Genomic DNA, 14,748 nt, shown 5'->3' with positions numbered 1-14,748 from the left:
AATTATATACTGCCCATCTGAATCATAAAGCTTAACGACCTTCAAGTTAAAATTTCACGTAAAAATAATGAATGTAGATGTATGTCTCTATCTATTTTTTGTGATGTTAAACAAAGAAAAAAATCCTAAACTATTTAGACATGAAAGTACCTACAACATTTCTAATAGTAACTATTTATCGTTTTTTGTTCATAACTTTCTATAGTATTCATTAAGGATGCTAATTAAAACACCGACTTATTTATAATCCTTAATAAGTCGGCACCAGTATACACTATAAAACTACAACACATTACAAATAACAAAACTATACTTTAGCAATTTATAAATTTCATATTCCTAGAATTACTAAACTTTCTTTTACCTATTACAATCTATATTCAGATACATTATTTCCTTTCCATTCATAATAATCTAAAATCCCTTCATAAATGGCTTCTGCTGCAATCTGTCTGCCGTTTGCCGTAGATAGTTTACTGTAATCGATACCATTATCTATAAAAGCCAGTTCCGTTAACACAGCTGGCATGTCGTTTTCTCTTATAACATGAAGATCTCCATGTTTAACGCCTCTATCACGTGTTTGAAGAGCCTCTACTAAACGTGTTTGAATTTTTTCCGCTAACACACGACTTTCTTCCACATGAGGATTTGTTTTTTCGGATTCAGAAGATTTATAGTAGTACGTTTCTGTCCCTTTTGCATTACCATTAAAAGCATTTGCATGAATGCTTTTAAAGATATCCCCCTCATTTTGCTTAGCAAATTTAACACGTTCCTGTAAAGAGCTTTTTTGGTCATGTCCAGGCCTAGTATCAGATTCACGAGTTAGTAAAACTGTAAATGGTGTATGTTTTTCGAGCAATTGTTGTAGGCGTAAGGAAGTGTCTAATACGATTTTACTTTCAGGCAATCCTTTTGTGGGCTTTCCGGGATCTGCACCACCATGTCCAGGATCAATAATGATTGTTTTACTTTCTAAAGGGTTTTTCGGACTGTATTGAAGGGTATCTGTTTTGGCAGTAAGTTGTGCGGCTTCTGCACGTGTTATGAATTTATTTGGTTGCCAACCATTATCAGTACCAACTGAAATTTTTAAATCAATTAAAATATTGGCGAACTTTTCACCCCAATGTCCTTTTAAATCTTCAAATTTACTTTGTCCATTGCTAGGGTTTATATTTTGTAGTTTATATGCATTCACTAGCATTGTAGCCATAGCAGCACGAGTAACTTTTCCAGAAGGATTAAATATTCCATTTCCTTCACCTTTAATTATTCCTGCTTTTTCAGCTGCGGCAATATACGGCGTTCCCCAGTGGTTTTGTGAATCTGTAAAAGATGGTTTTGCATTTAAGTCAATATGTATACCAAGGGCCTTTGTCATAATTGTTGCCGCAGAAGCCCTATCTAATGTATCACTTGAACCAAAAGTTCCATCTGGATAACCACTCAATACTTTTTTATCAACTAAATAATTAACGGATTTGTCAGCCCATGCAGGAACATCTGGGAATTTATGAGTATTTGCAAATGCACTAGATGAATAGGATAGTAGACTTCCAGCAAGAATTCCTGTAGCAATTAATTTGTATTTCAAAATGTAACACCTCTAAAAAATTATTACAACTTGGTAAATATATCATTTATAGTTAATCTTTAAATAACACGACTTAGAATAAAGAATAGATTAAATCCGCATTATCCCTATATTAAAGATAATAAATAAAAATCGAACTATTATTCCGAAAATAATCCTGAGACATACACTTATAGATAGAGACTATTAAATATATTCACCAACGTCGTGTAACCAGTATAGTTACTTATATGTACGAGTGTCAATTGAAAAAACCTTACATTTTTGTAAGATAACCATGTTAATTATGTAGTAAGTAATTATTATATAATGTGAATAATTACTCGATATAATAAAATATAACTTATAACAACCACCTTTTGGGTGATGATTTTGAATCCTACTTTACTCTTCAATTCTCCGTTGCATCCACTGTAAATACTCCTGTTATCTAGTCAATTGCTGCTATGATTACTAAAGCTTTCAATGTCATATCCCATACGCCTAACCAGATTTTCTTTTTATTAAGTTCCATTGCAATTTCTATAGCTTTATTTAGCATATATTTTCCAATTCCATGTTTTTGAAATGTGCTCTTTATATAAATCCTCTCAACCTCAAGTGATTCCTCACCCATTTCTTCAGATTGAGCATCATTCGTATTGAGCTTTAAATATCCCGCGACTTCATTATTAAAATAAACAAAAAAGAATTGCGAAGAAGTATCGGATAATTCACTTTCTAATTGTTCTAAGTTAAATGCCTTTTCTAAATACGCATTCATATTTTCGGGTGAATTATGATGTTTAAATGTCTCATTGTATGTTTGACAACTTATTTCTTGAAGTTTTCGTACATCTTCCAGGGTACATTTTTTTATATTTGCAGTCATTTAACTATTCCTCTCGTTTATATACTCAATACTCTCTCTTGTTTCCCTTTTTTACAAATTCCCAGTATTTTTCGGATCACGATACTACACAGTAAGGCATGGCTCCTTCCTTTTGTAAAGATTTTTGATTTACTAAAATTAATTGTAACTTTTCAGTAGAAACTTTTCCTCTGTCCGAAACAATTCCATACAAAATAAAAGGGAAATACATATACACTATGTATCTCCCTTTTATTTTGTACCCAAATTTTTTATTGCGTTACGGTCATAACTTGTCCACTACGGTCAACCATAATTTTCATTTTTCCGTCTTGAGCGTTATATAACCCTAGCTTATGTAGATCTTGTTTGCATTCTTTTACGAAGTAAGGCAATGTACGAATTTGATCGATATCAGAACTCGTAATAAAATGAATTAAATGATGCGTCATCTCTTTAATATCATGAACGAGTTCTTCCTTCTCTCGTTTTAACCTTTCATTTTCAGCTCGTAATGAATGTAATTCACCTTCAAGACCACGTGCGTTCTTTTCATCTTTCGAACGCTCGGCAGCCATGCTAGAAAGCTTATAAATCCCCGCCATGAACTGATGCAATTCGTGTTCTCTCTTTTCACTACATTGACTAATTGTTTCAAAGTTATCCACGATGCCAGATATAACTGTTACGAGGCTTTTTTCATCATCTTCATTTCGAACGTCTTCTATTACTTCCTGCTTACTTTCTTGTTTTGTCTCAACAATTGTCTCTTTTACAGGTGCATATTTACGTTTTCGCCCCGGTTTTTGTTTTTCAATATTTTCAAACGGCATCTCTTGTTTTTTTAATTTATAATACGTATTTTGTAATTGGCTTTCCGTTTTCGGAAAAAGATTCAATTCATTTTTACTAACATATTTTGAAATATTTGCGATGTTTAAGCCTTGACGCTGACAAAATTGATATACTTCATACAGTAGTTCTAGTTCAGACTTCAACCATGTAATCCCTGATTTTTCATATACTCGCATACCGCCATTTTTTTCTATATCTATTTGAAATAATACCATTCTATTATATAAATCGATAAGCTCTTCATACTTTATTCGGAATTGTTTCTCTATTTTTTTAAATTCCGCCTCTAATTTCATATCGTTCGTTTTATTATTTGACATGTTTTGTAAAAGACTTAATACGTTGATTGCTGTGTGGTGATACATAATATGTGTCACTCCCCCTCATCCTTTCACAATTCTCATCTGACTCCCATGTCTTTTAAGAAAATAGAAATTCCACATATCCATATTATAACATTTCGAAATTATCTGTCAAATAATTAACATATAAAAAGGTATAAAAAGTATCGAAATAAAAAATGATTTTTAACAAAAATTAAAAAATAAAAAATAGCTAAGTAAAATATTATATCAGAAAAATTCTATTTAATTATATTATATGGTATTTCTAATATATTTTCACCGAAAAAGTTTGCGTCACCACGAAATCTTATAGATGAAATAATTGAACATCATGTAAGAAAACCCTCACCTTTATAGTAAAGGTGAGGGTTTTACACACATGGCTGGCTCCTCTCTTCCAACTAAAAGAAGCTTTATAGTACTAACTTATCAACTAGCCCGATTAATTCTTGGATATCTGGCTTACTTACTTGAGCATTCGCTCCTACCGCTTCACCTTTATGGAATAATTCATTTGTAATTAATGAAGAGAAAATAATGACTGGCAATTGATTCATTACTTCACTATCTTTAATTACTTTCGTTAAATGGTGTCCATCCATTTTCGGCATTTCAATATCGGTAATAAGTAGGTGAATATGCTCATACATTCTTTCACCTTGCTCTTTTGCTAATTTTTCAATTTGAGCTAATGCTTCAGCGCCATTACTGAAGAAGTTCATTTTCGTATATCCAGCTGATGATAATGTTTCTTCTAGTATTTGACGAAGCATCGCTGAATCTTCTGCAATATAAATAACTTTTTCAGCTCGATCTGTTTTTTGCTCTAATCCTGAAAGTGATTTATTGTCATAACCAGTGTTACTAATTTCGCAAACAATTTTTTCATAATCTAATAGTAAAATGATTTTTCCATCTAGCTTTACAATACCAGATGTCGTTTCTTCTAGTCCCATAGATAATGAAGCTGGTTCATCAATTTGTTCCCATGAAATACGTTGAATACGATGCACTTCATCAACACGGAAAATAACTTTCATTTGGTTTAATTCTGAAATGATAAATTTCGTTTGATCAAGTGGTTTTATAGATTTTAAATTAAGAGCCGTTGCTAAGTTAATAACAGGTAAAATTTCACCACGTACTTGAACAACACCTTCAACTGCATGATGAGATTCTGGCACAGTTGTAACAGGGAATGGATTAATAATTTCACGCACTTTCATTACATTAATACTAAATAAATTTTCACCAACAGTGTACGTTACGATTTCTAATTCGTTTGTTCCGCTTTCTAATAAAATACTTTGTGCTTGTGACATAAAGGTGTCGCTCCCCTTCCATTAATTCCGTATATTTAATTATTAAGCTTTATTAAAATCAAAAAGTCAACTACCTATATGAAAAATATAGATAGTTGAGTGATCCTCACAGTTTTAAAGTAGAAATACTACCGGTAAAACTTAATCTTGTATAAACGAAGCAAGTGCCTCTAGTAACACTTCTTGTGCTCCTACAATTTCTGTCGGCATCGCTTCCCATTTTTTTGAAAGCTCTGTTTCCACTCTCATTCTTAGCTCTAGACCCATTTCTCCTAGCACATATTCTTTCGTCGCTATATCAACATCGATAAGCGAAAGAGCGTATAGTTCAGGATCATTTATTTTCTCAAATAATTTCTTCAGTACACTAGGCGCCATATGCTTTAATTTTTCAATGTGAATTTCCTTATCAGAAAATAGTAACTCATATTGAATATACGTAACATTTTCTTTAATAACTTTAAAATAGCAATTATTTTTTTTATCATTTACAAAATAACCGTTCGGATCTGCAATAATACTCTCTACTTGACGTATTAAATTAGGTAAACTACTCGCCGCCATTACAGTACGTTGCTCAACCTCACTTGGCGAAATGAATGTAACGCGATACTTATTCTGCGCCATCCTCCTCACCTCTCCTTTTATATAAACTTAGTCTAATTGTACAATATAGCACAACTATCTTAAATTAATCTAACTCTATTTCAAATCATTGCTCCTAGAATCAGAGAAATCCTCTCTCCAAAAAGTGAAGAGGCACCACCTAAACACTTGGATTACAGCCTCTCCAACTACCTTAGAACTACTCCATATCTCTACAACATGCGAGCCACTCATAAGCACTGTCGCTACTACAATCCGCGGTGAGCCTACCAATCTCATTCATGGCTCCCAGCCTCTTCAACTAACCTAGAACCACTCCATATCTCTGGTATTACAACATGCGAGACACTCCATATGCACTGACCGCTACTAAACATCGCTGGGCCCTCTCTCAAAACCTAAAAGAAAGCTTTTAAGAACTTTTACGCCCCTTTCAACAGCTCAATGTTATTGAACCAAAAAGCAAGCTGTTGATCCGCAATATCCGGCAACGTAACAAAAAACTCACGACACTTCATCTCATCCTTAAACAGTTGATACTTCCAAACGCCATCACTACCAACACTTACGAAATAAAACTCATGAATACGGCCAATGATTGCCTGTTTTTCACCAAATGAATATGGAGGCACTTGCTTAATTTCAAATTGATCCGGTAAATATACATGCTCTTCTCGTTCCATTTTTAACACTTGCTCAGCAAGTTCACGTTTCTCTTCGAAAAAAGGCAATTGTAAAATTCGCTCTTGTCTTGTCATACGAATAAAAAACCCTTTCTACTACGTTACAATTTTTTCTTTACGTTTTATTATCGAATTAAGTTTACAACTTCATTTAATACTTCATCTGAAATTTTAATTACTTTCGCATTTCCTTGGAAGCCACGTTGATATAGCATTAAATCAACGAATTCTACAGATAAATCTACGTTTGCACCTTCTTGTGCACTACCGCGTACTTTCCCTGCACCATTTTGGCCAGATACGCCCATTGCTAAAATACCAGTTGTATTTGTCGCTGTGTAGTTACCATTACCATTTTTCATTAAGCCGCCTTCGTTCGGGAACATCGCAACAGCTAATTGACCCGCAGCTTTCATACTTCCATCAGAATATTTTACCATCACATATCCACCGTCAGCAATAAAGCAATCTTTAACAGTCGCTGCTGCTCTACCATCTACGTCTGTTACTGCTAATGTTTTCTCTGTCGGATGGTTTGTTAATTTACTAAAATCTAAATTTACTGTTCCGCCATTAAATGGAATAGACGCTCCAGGGTTTTGCTGATTTGGCTTTCCTACCGCATCGAATGTTACATCACCGCCTGCGCCTTGAACCTCTTTAAACTCTGTTTCTTTTTTCGAGTCGTTACGCATATGTACTGTATATTTATAATTATGTTCACTAGTTTGTGTAAATTCTACACGCATTGTCCATGTATTACCGGCATCATCGTATGCAGGCAATTCTTGCGTAATCTGTTTTGCATCGGCTGGAATATTCCCTCCAACGACTCCTTTTGACGTTCGAATACCACCGATTGCTGATCCCATTGGAATTTGCAACGGTCCTGGAATACCAGATAAATCAACTTCACCAGTTGCTGCATTTGCAGGATATGCAAATACATATTGTCCTTCTGTATTCGTAATATAGTAATCTGAAGATATTCCAAATGTACCTTTACGCGTAAATTCCGTGTTGCCGCCTTTTGAATCGCCAACCACGAAGAAACCATTACCTTCCATTGCTGCTTGTGTTTTACCACCAGTTAGCGTAATTGTACCATCGCTATAATCCGTAACTGTTCCGCTCATTTTCACACCGTTACCGATACTTTTCGGGTTCGTCCCTGCGTATTTATCGTCGCCTTTTGAACCAATTGAATTGTTATACAGTAAATCATCAAACATTGCTTTTTGTTTTTTATAACCAACTGTTTGTGCATTGGCAATATTATTTGAAGTTACACTTAATGCATTTTGTGTTGCATTCATCCCTGTAATACTTGTATATAACGCTTTAATCATAACGTATGTACACTCCTTATGAATTTGTAGTTTTTACTTCTTCAGTTACTTTTTGATCGTCTTTCTTTGCATCTTCTGGATTCGTTTCTCCAATCGGTTTATCAGACACCCTCTCAACAAAGCGAAGAGATACAATCTTATTATCAATAACGAGCTGTACATCATTATTTTCCGCAAGGCGAACTGTCTCTACTTGACCAGTTACTTTTTTACCGTCACCGTCGATCCCTCTTACGTATTTCCCTAAAAACTTCATTCCGCCATCAAGCGCTGTCGAATACATCGTCGTTCTTAAAGAATCAACTGCTTTTGTCATATTTTGCACTTGTTCCATAAGAGATAACTGCGCTGTCTGATTCATCATTTGATTCATATCCATCGCATTGAATGGATCTTGGTGCTGGAAACTTGATAAAAATAATTTTAGAAAATCATCTTTCCCCATTACACCAGGAGTCTTTTGCTCTCCTGCTGAAACTCCATTTGTTTGTTGAACTGGCGATTGTACACCGTTAACAGGTGTGTTACTTTTTTGCGCTCCTGCTTGTAACGGAATATGATTTGTACTCGTTGTATTTAATCCAACTGTTGGCACGCTTTATTCCTCCAATAATCCAGCAAATTCTTTTGACTGTTGTTTCTCATGTTTCGTACTTGCTAGTTTTTGCTTTTGTCTTTGCTCTTGTTCTCGTTGTTCTTTACGATTTTCATCTTTGTCTGAATAACTTATTTGAATATTAATTTCTTTTTCTTTTAATTTTAGCTTCAATTCGTCAAAAATTATTTCAACACGCTTTTTCGCATCGTGTTTTTCCATTTCTACATGGACTTCAATTTGATCTCCATGCTTTTTCATAAATACAGTTAATGAACCAAGTTTCTCTGGATTTAGCTGGAATAAAACACGTTCTTGTTTCACTACAAACTTTTGCAGAGCCTCTACTTGTGCTTCCATTTTCTTGCCTAAGTCAGGTAATGTAACCTTCTCAGCTCCACTATTTTGTTTTCCTATTTGGTCAGTACCCGTTGCTTTATTTAATAACTCAGCTCCGGCCGAACTTGAGTCATTTAACTGATCGACTTTTGGTAACTCTACCTTCACATCATCGCTCTCTGCTTTCGGGAGTTCTACTTCCTTAGACTCCTCTTGTTTCTTTGCAATATTACAAGTTTCTGATTCTACGACTTTTAATACTTGCAACGTCTGCTCTGGCATCGTCACCTTGTCTAGCGCCATTTGCATTGTATCTTCTAAACATATGGCATTTTTAATATTCATGTTAGAAAAAAGCTCTTGTAATTGCTGTAATTCAGCTGCGGGCAATTCGTTCAGTTTAATATTTCCGTATTCTTTATATAACGCCTGTATTTTTTGTATGTATTGATATAACAATTCTGGCTGCACACGCAATTGCTCAATTGCAACCATCTGCTCAGATACAGCTAACAATAACTGTTCTGTCTCTTTCTTTTCTTCTTTCTTTACAATCGGCTCTTCTTTCGTTACCGTTTTTTTTGCGAGAATATATTCTTTCTTCTCTTCTTCTGGTGCTTCTTCTCGTTTCGTTTTCTCCGTTTTCGGCTGTTTTTTATTTTCAATTCTCATTGTATTATCGAATGAAGAATTTTCATTTTTCGATTGTACTTCTAGCCCTTTTTCTTTTTGCGGAGGTAAACTTTGCTGCACCGGTAATACAAACTGTATCACTACATCCACCTCATCCGTTCATACACATTTTTAAATCAAGAAGCATTTTTTCTTCCAGCTTTTCTTTTACTTTCGCAAGCTTCTTACAATCTTCTTCATACATTTCATCAATGACACGTTCTTTTTCTTTTATTTGCTCTAAAAAGCTTTCATTTTTTTGAATAAAACCTTCTGTTTTTTTAATTTTTCGATTCCATTCTTCTATTCTTTCAGGTGAAAATGTATGTGATGAAAGCATACCAGCCATAATACGTTGTCCCGTTTGTACAACCTTATTGCGTGATTTCACAACATATAGATCATATTCTTTTTTTTGTTCTATTTTTCTTTTTTCAGCTGTTAGTTCGTACACTTCTTTCAAGATATGTTCTTTCTCTTGATTAATCTGCAATTTAATCGTGTCGTACTGCTGCTTATCCACCCGTTTTCATAGCCCCTTCCTATTATAACGTTACCTTTTTCTATTATATAGTTTTTTTACAAAAAAATCTGTGAAATATTAAAATCAAAAAAATAAGACCTCAAAGGGCGAGGTCCTATACAATATGGTGCATCGCTTGGACAACATCTTCAAACTGAAAACTATCCGTTCGACCTTGTTTTAAAAACGTATTTATAGCTTCTACTTTATTTTTACATTCAAAAATATAAGCATTTTCTTCATTCTCTTGAATTGTTCCAAGTTTAAAATACAATTCATTCTCTTTATAAATAGATAGAATTTTTCTCATTTCATTTGCAAGTTGCCACTGATTCGGCGATACGATTTCTTCCATAATCCTACTTACCGAATCTAATACCGAAATGGCAGGGTAATGACTAAGAGTTGCGAGCTCACGTTTTAATACAATATGTCCATCTAAAATACCACGAGCTAAATCTGGTACAGGACCATTTAAATCATCACCATCAACTAACACTGTATAAATACCTGTTATTGACCCTTTTTGCGTTTTTCCTGATCGTTCTAATAACTTTTTCATATAACTTTCCATTAACAGTGTTTTACCACCGATCGGTAATTCCTTTACCGCAATATCAACACTTCGGCGTGCATCAGCAAAACGAGTAACAGAATCCATCATAAGTAGTACGTTATTACCTTGGTCACGGAAATATTCAGCAATAGATGTTGCAAGCTTAGCCGCACGAAGTTGCATAAGGTGACTTTCATCTGACGTTGCTACAACAACGACACTTTTTTTCATACCTTCTTCGCCTAATTCTTTTCGAATAAAGTCTTTTACTTCTCGGCCACGTTCTCCTACTAAACTAATAACGTTAATATCAGCTTTTGCGTTTTTCGCAATCATTCCAAGCAAGGTAGATTTACCAACACCCGATCCTGCGAAAATACCAATCTTTTGACCAATCCCAATCGTTAACATGGAATCAATCGATTTAATTCCCGTTTCAAATACATCTGTAATTTCTTCACGCTCAAATGCATGAATCGGCGGTGCATCTAATTTTATTTTTTGTAGTGGAATGTTTTCAGTGTTCTCATTTAACACTTCACCATTCGCACTTAACACTTTCCCAAGTAAATGATTACCACGAGGTACAACAACATCTTCTTCAATTAATGTAACTGCATCTCCGTAACATACTTTTTCTGTCTGTCCAAATGGAAGTAGCATATTATTTTCTTTTTCAATCGCAATTACTTCACATAAGACACTATGTTCTCCAACGAGACAAACATCTCCAATCTTTGCTTTCGGACCTTTCGCTACAAAAAACTGCTCTTGTACACTATGAACTTTGCCAACTTTCGTATAAAACGGTGTTTCAATAAATGTATTCCATTTATTATGTTCATTCATTAGCTCGTTGTTCATACATTTTGCTCCTCAAACAACTTCTCTTCTTCCCACTTATGACGAAGCTTCGCAAATATAGGCGCAAATTTAAACTCAAAAAACTCTTTCTCTTCTTCCAGAACAAATTCGCCAAACTGTAAAGAAAAATCATACTTCCATTCTACTAATTGTAGTAGCCAATACTCTTTCGTATTTTCTTTCTCTTCTTGTATACGTTCAAATGTTTCTGGATGAACCGTTATAATTAATTTTTCAAATGAAGTAGGCAATGTTTGCACGATGCCTGTTAAAATCGGCAAAACGTCTAATAAGCGCGAATCTACCGCTTGATTCACTACTTTTTCTGCTAACTGAAAAGATTGATTCCATAATAACTCTGTCCATTCGTATGCTGTTTCTTGTTGTTCTTTTTGAAACTGTATACGCGCTGCTTCCATCTGTTCCATTTGTTCATGAATATGCATTTGAAACTGTTCTTTATCTTGCACCAACTGCTGACGCTCTCGTTCTAGCATTTGCTGCTGCTGTCTTAGCTGATTCATTTCAATATGTAATGCATCTTGCTGTGCAAGAAGTTCTGCATGATCCACTTGTATCTCTTCTTCAATGTGAACTGATACTGGTTTCGGAAATTGTAATTCATACGTTTCTTCAGAAAAAGAAACAGAATTCTTCGGAATTCTGTTTTTAAATAAGGACATCATCTTCACCTCTTTGAACGATAATTCTTCCTTCTTTTTCTAACTTTTTCACCGTACCTGTAATCGTTTGTTGTGCTTTTTCAGCATCCGTCATCTTAAGCGGTCCTAAGCCATCTAACTCTTCAAGAATCATCTCTCTACGGTTTGAAGACATACATGTAAATAGTTTCTCTTTAATTTCTTCTTTTGCAATTTTAAGTGCTTTCGCGATAACACCGTTATCTGTAATTTCCTCTAATACACGGCGAAGCGCAAGATCCTCAAGACCAAGTAAGTCTTCAAAGACAAACATATTTTCTTTAATTTTCTCAGATAACGCATAATCGACTTCATCCAGCTTTTGAAAGACTGTTTTTTCAACACCTCGTGAAACATTATTTAAAATGTTCACTATTGTTTTCAATCCATCTGTTTTATTAATAGCACTAAATGCCATATTATTTAATTTTGCTTTTAATAACTCACCAATTTGATTAATTAATTCACCATCTACTTGTTCAAGCTTTGCAATACCCATTACCGTCTCTACACGTTTATGATCTGGTAATCTCTCAATTAATTGAGAAGCAAGTTGCGGCTTAATATAAGAAGCAATAATCGCTATCGTTTGTGGCGATTCATCATTAAGCACTGTAAGAAGTGGCTCTAAATCTGTAAGTGAATTTAAGAATTCAAATGGATTATCTTTGTTATACCAAAGGTCTTCCAATAATTTTTCCAGCTCGTCTTCTGGCATATTTTTAAATATACGACGAATGTATTCTTTATCTGGAGTCACTAAGTTCAATTCTTTTACATTTAGTTCGTACAAAAACTCCCCTAGTACATTTTCTAACGTTTCTGGTTTATATACACGAAACTTCGCGATTTCGCGAAGTAACACTTCTTTTTCCTCAGCCGTCATATATTCAATGACTTTTGCTGCCACCTCTTCGTTTAATGTACGAATGAGGATGGCAGCTTTCTCTTTGGAGGAGATTTCATCTAACATTGTTTTTCCTCCCTTACTGTCCGTTTAACCATTTTTTAATTACTTTTGCAGTACCTTCTACATGCTCTTTCGTAGCTTCCTGCACTTGATCATCTAATGTAGGTTCTGATGGTTCTACCGGTTCTGGCTTTGGCTCTGGTACTATTTTTTCTTCAGGAATTTCCAGGATACTTTCATTACTTGCAGCAATTTCTTCTTCTGCTAAGTATTCTTCATATTCCTCTTCTTCTCTCTTTTTCTTACGTCTTGCTAAGAAGAACCATACTAGGCCAATTAGTGCTAGCAAGCCAGCTGTAATTCCACCGAATAACCACCAGTTCATACCACTTTTTTCTGGCTCTTTCTCTTTTTCAACTTTCGGCTGGTCGAACTGAACAGTTACAACGTTAACTTGACCGTTTGTAAAGTTTCCATTCGGATCAGCTTGAAGCCCAGCTGCTGTGCCAATCGCTTCTTTAAATGTTGTCATATCAATTTTTCGTTTTACTAACGTATCGTTATCTACCCATACAACAACATTTGTTTTTGTTAATTCCGGATGTTTCTTAATTGTTTCAACTGTTTTATCTATTTCATAGTTTTCAATTTTGTTACCATTTTTATTATCGTAGACAACTTTACCGTTTTGATTATTGTTCGTACCGTAGTTCGGCACTTCACCGTTCGCTGTAATACCCGCACCTTGCTTCGTATCTGCTCCTTCTTGCGCAGTAGAGCTTTCCTCCTGCTCTTGTTTACTGCGAAGTACACCTTTATCGCCATATTTTTCTGACTGACGTGTAACTTCATCATAATTTACAGACACTTTCGTATTCACTTTATATTCATTTGATTTAAACATCGTCATTAACGTTGCGTCAATATCTTGCTTTAATTTACCTTCAATTTGATGCTGCATCTCTACTTCTTTTTCATAAGAAGAGGAACTGTTAGAATGCGCTTCATCTGCTCCTTTTGAGATGATACCTTTTTTACTATCAATAACACTTACTTCTTCTGCTTTCACGCCAGGAACTGCCGCACTAATCATTTGCTGTATACCAGCAACTTGATCAGCTGTTAATAATTGTCCACGCTTCACACCAACAGTAATCGCCGCTGTTCCTTTTGCTTTTTCTTCATCAAAAATTGTTTCTTTTTCAGGTAATGTAATTTGCACATTTGCCGTTTCAACTGTCGCGAAGTTTCGTACAATATCTTGCTCCAATTGCTTTTTCGTGCCGACAATCTGCTTCATTTTCTTATCTTGTTCACTTGAACCGAGTGAGCTTTCTAATAGAATTTCCTCACCGCTTTTTGAATTAAACGGCAAGCCCATTCCATTCATTTCTTTTCGAACCCATGGAGCATCGTTCTTTTGCACTCGAATCGAACCATCGGCTGCTAATTGGTAATCAACACCTAGCTTCGATAATTCTGCTGTAATCTCTTGCTTATCTGTATCATTTAAATTTTGATATACAACAACATATTTATCTGGCAAGGTGAAGTATAAAAGTGCTCCTGTTGCAATCGCTAAAAGCGCAGCACCTATCACTAACTTATGCCACGTTTTCAACGATTGGAAAACATTTTTTATCTTTTCCATTTAAATACACCCGTCCATTTTCCTAAATTTGCATATTAATTAGTGACTTATAATTTTCAATAAGATTATCGCGTACGAGAGCAGCTGTTTTCATTTGTGATTCAGCTTTCTTCTGCTGAATTAAAACGTCATGCGTTTCTCCTACCCCTTTTGTCAGTAAATCATATACTGCTGTTTGGGCATTATTTTGCGTTTGATTCATATCTTCCAATAAATCAATAAACTTTTTGCCTTCAACTACAGATGTTTCTGAAGTTTTCTGTGTGCCAATCGGCTGAATCGCTCCAAATGGCTGTGTATTTAACATTGGTTGAATTTTCATATTTCC

15 protein-coding genes and 2 pseudogenes are annotated in these 14,748 nt (G+C 34.8%); all 17 read right to left on the bottom strand.

Features of this window, described 5'->3' with window-relative positions:
• Positions 1 to 367 precede the first annotated feature (367 nt).
• The 17 genes and pseudogenes from FT637_RS09140 to fliE all read right to left on the bottom strand — a co-directional run bounded on the left by FT637_RS09140 (position 368) and on the right by fliE (position 14,742).
• Positions 368 to 1,600 carry an N-acetylmuramoyl-L-alanine amidase gene (locus tag FT637_RS09140; protein ID WP_193645980.1) on the bottom strand — a complete coding sequence of 411 codons (1,233 nt, stop codon included), beginning with the start codon at positions 1,598 to 1,600 and terminating at the stop codon, positions 368 to 370.
• Between the two features lie 454 nt (positions 1,601 to 2,054).
• Positions 2,055 to 2,471: pseudogene (locus FT637_RS09135) on the bottom strand (GNAT family N-acetyltransferase); the annotation flags it as partial.
• A 54-nt stretch (positions 2,472 to 2,525) separates the two neighbouring features.
• Positions 2,526 to 2,649: pseudogene (locus tag FT637_RS29835) on the bottom strand (Ger(x)C family spore germination protein); the annotation flags it as partial.
• A 73-nt stretch (positions 2,650 to 2,722) separates the two neighbouring features.
• Entirely contained in the window at positions 2,723 to 3,670 is a 948-nt protein-coding gene (locus FT637_RS09130) for a DNA-binding domain-containing protein (protein ID WP_193646246.1), read from the bottom strand.
• A gap of 392 nt (positions 3,671 to 4,062) precedes the next feature.
• Entirely contained in the window at positions 4,063 to 4,971 is a 909-nt protein-coding gene (locus FT637_RS09125; protein ID WP_193645978.1) for a chemotaxis protein, read from the bottom strand.
• A 141-nt stretch (positions 4,972 to 5,112) separates the two neighbouring features.
• On the bottom strand, positions 5,113 to 5,598 hold the full coding sequence (locus FT637_RS09120; protein ID WP_193645977.1) for a LysR family transcriptional regulator: 486 nt from the start codon (positions 5,596 to 5,598) through the stop codon (positions 5,113 to 5,115).
• Positions 5,599 to 5,673: 75 nt separating this feature from the next.
• Entirely contained in the window at positions 5,674 to 5,856 is a 183-nt protein-coding gene (locus FT637_RS09115) for a hypothetical protein (RefSeq protein WP_193645976.1), read from the bottom strand.
• A 143-nt stretch (positions 5,857 to 5,999) separates the two neighbouring features.
• Positions 6,000 to 6,335 carry a DUF3964 family protein gene (locus FT637_RS09110; protein WP_063217907.1) on the bottom strand — a complete coding sequence of 112 codons (336 nt, stop codon included), beginning with the start codon at positions 6,333 to 6,335 and terminating at the stop codon, positions 6,000 to 6,002.
• A 50-nt stretch (positions 6,336 to 6,385) separates the two neighbouring features.
• Positions 6,386 to 7,609 carry a flagellar hook protein FlgE gene (locus tag FT637_RS09105; RefSeq protein WP_002126594.1) on the bottom strand — a complete coding sequence of 408 codons (1,224 nt, stop codon included), beginning with the start codon at positions 7,607 to 7,609 and terminating at the stop codon, positions 6,386 to 6,388.
• Positions 7,610 to 7,625: 16 nt separating this feature from the next.
• Entirely contained in the window at positions 7,626 to 8,204 is a 579-nt protein-coding gene (locus FT637_RS09100; protein WP_193645975.1) for a flagellar hook assembly protein FlgD, read from the bottom strand.
• Between the two features lie 3 nt (positions 8,205 to 8,207).
• Positions 8,208 to 9,317 (bottom strand): flagellar hook-length control protein FliK, encoded by a 1,110-nt coding sequence (locus FT637_RS09095; protein WP_193645974.1) that lies wholly within the window; start codon positions 9,315 to 9,317, stop codon positions 8,208 to 8,210.
• 10 nt (positions 9,318 to 9,327) lie between these two features.
• The gene (locus tag FT637_RS09090) at positions 9,328 to 9,738 is read right to left on the bottom strand and encodes a hypothetical protein (protein ID WP_002012036.1); all 411 of its coding nucleotides are present in this window, start codon (positions 9,736 to 9,738) and stop codon (positions 9,328 to 9,330) included.
• A gap of 115 nt (positions 9,739 to 9,853) precedes the next feature.
• Complete coding sequence (gene fliI, locus FT637_RS09085) at positions 9,854 to 11,158, bottom strand: flagellar protein export ATPase FliI (RefSeq protein WP_193645973.1); 1,305 nt, start codon at positions 11,156 to 11,158, stop codon at positions 9,854 to 9,856.
• Positions 11,155 to 11,841, bottom strand: coding sequence for a FliH/SctL family protein (locus FT637_RS09080; protein ID WP_042889387.1), 687 nt, complete (start codon positions 11,839 to 11,841; stop codon positions 11,155 to 11,157). Before FT637_RS09080 ends, fliI begins: the two co-directional genes overlap by 4 nt.
• Positions 11,828 to 12,832, bottom strand: coding sequence for a flagellar motor switch protein FliG (fliG, locus tag FT637_RS09075; protein ID WP_002030936.1), 1,005 nt, complete (start codon positions 12,830 to 12,832; stop codon positions 11,828 to 11,830). The genes FT637_RS09080 and fliG overlap by 14 nt, the downstream gene beginning before the upstream one ends.
• Positions 12,833 to 12,845: 13 nt before the next feature.
• Positions 12,846 to 14,420, bottom strand: a complete 1,575-nt coding sequence (gene fliF, locus FT637_RS09070) for a flagellar basal-body MS-ring/collar protein FliF (protein ID WP_193645972.1) — start codon at positions 14,418 to 14,420, stop codon at positions 12,846 to 12,848.
• Positions 14,421 to 14,442: 22 nt separating this feature from the next.
• The gene (gene fliE / locus FT637_RS09065; RefSeq protein WP_002064631.1) at positions 14,443 to 14,742 is read right to left on the bottom strand and encodes a flagellar hook-basal body complex protein FliE; all 300 of its coding nucleotides are present in this window, start codon (positions 14,740 to 14,742) and stop codon (positions 14,443 to 14,445) included.
• Positions 14,743 to 14,748: the final 6 nt, after the last annotated feature.

The sequence above is a fragment of the Bacillus cereus genome (assembly GCF_015071065.1).
Taxonomy (GTDB): Bacteria; Bacillota; Bacilli; order Bacillales; family Bacillaceae_G; genus Bacillus_A; species Bacillus_A cereus_BA.
The sequence above is the reverse complement of the archived record's forward strand: the minus strand, read 5'-3'. Positions and strand labels throughout refer to the sequence as shown.

What these genes read in the sequence shown, in the direction of transcription:
- FT637_RS09130 (WP_193646246.1), bottom strand. Translation starts at nt 3,670, where the DNA reads ATGTATCACCACACAGCAATCAACGTATTAAGTCTTTTACAAAACATG.
- FT637_RS09125 (WP_193645978.1), bottom strand. Translation starts at nt 4,971, where the DNA reads ATGTCACAAGCACAAAGTATTTTATTAGAAAGCGGAACAAACGAATTA.
- FT637_RS09120 (WP_193645977.1), bottom strand. Translation starts at nt 5,598, where the DNA reads ATGGCGCAGAATAAGTATCGCGTTACATTCATTTCGCCAAGTGAGGTT.
- FT637_RS09115 (WP_193645976.1), bottom strand. Translation starts at nt 5,856, where the DNA reads ATGAGATTGGTAGGCTCACCGCGGATTGTAGTAGCGACAGTGCTTATG.
- FT637_RS09110 (WP_063217907.1), bottom strand. Translation starts at nt 6,335, where the DNA reads ATGACAAGACAAGAGCGAATTTTACAATTGCCTTTTTTCGAAGAGAAA.
- FT637_RS09105 (WP_002126594.1), bottom strand. Translation starts at nt 7,609, where the DNA reads ATGATTAAAGCGTTATATACAAGTATTACAGGGATGAATGCAACACAA.
- fliI (WP_193645973.1), bottom strand. Translation starts at nt 11,158, where the DNA reads ATGAACAACGAGCTAATGAATGAACATAATAAATGGAATACATTTATT.
- FT637_RS09080 (WP_042889387.1), bottom strand. Translation starts at nt 11,841, where the DNA reads ATGTCCTTATTTAAAAACAGAATTCCGAAGAATTCTGTTTCTTTTTCT.
- fliG (WP_002030936.1), bottom strand. Translation starts at nt 12,832, where the DNA reads ATGTTAGATGAAATCTCCTCCAAAGAGAAAGCTGCCATCCTCATTCGT.
- fliF (WP_193645972.1), bottom strand. Translation starts at nt 14,420, where the DNA reads ATGGAAAAGATAAAAAATGTTTTCCAATCGTTGAAAACGTGGCATAAG.
- fliE (WP_002064631.1), bottom strand. Translation starts at nt 14,742, where the DNA reads ATGAAAATTCAACCAATGTTAAATACACAGCCATTTGGAGCGATTCAG.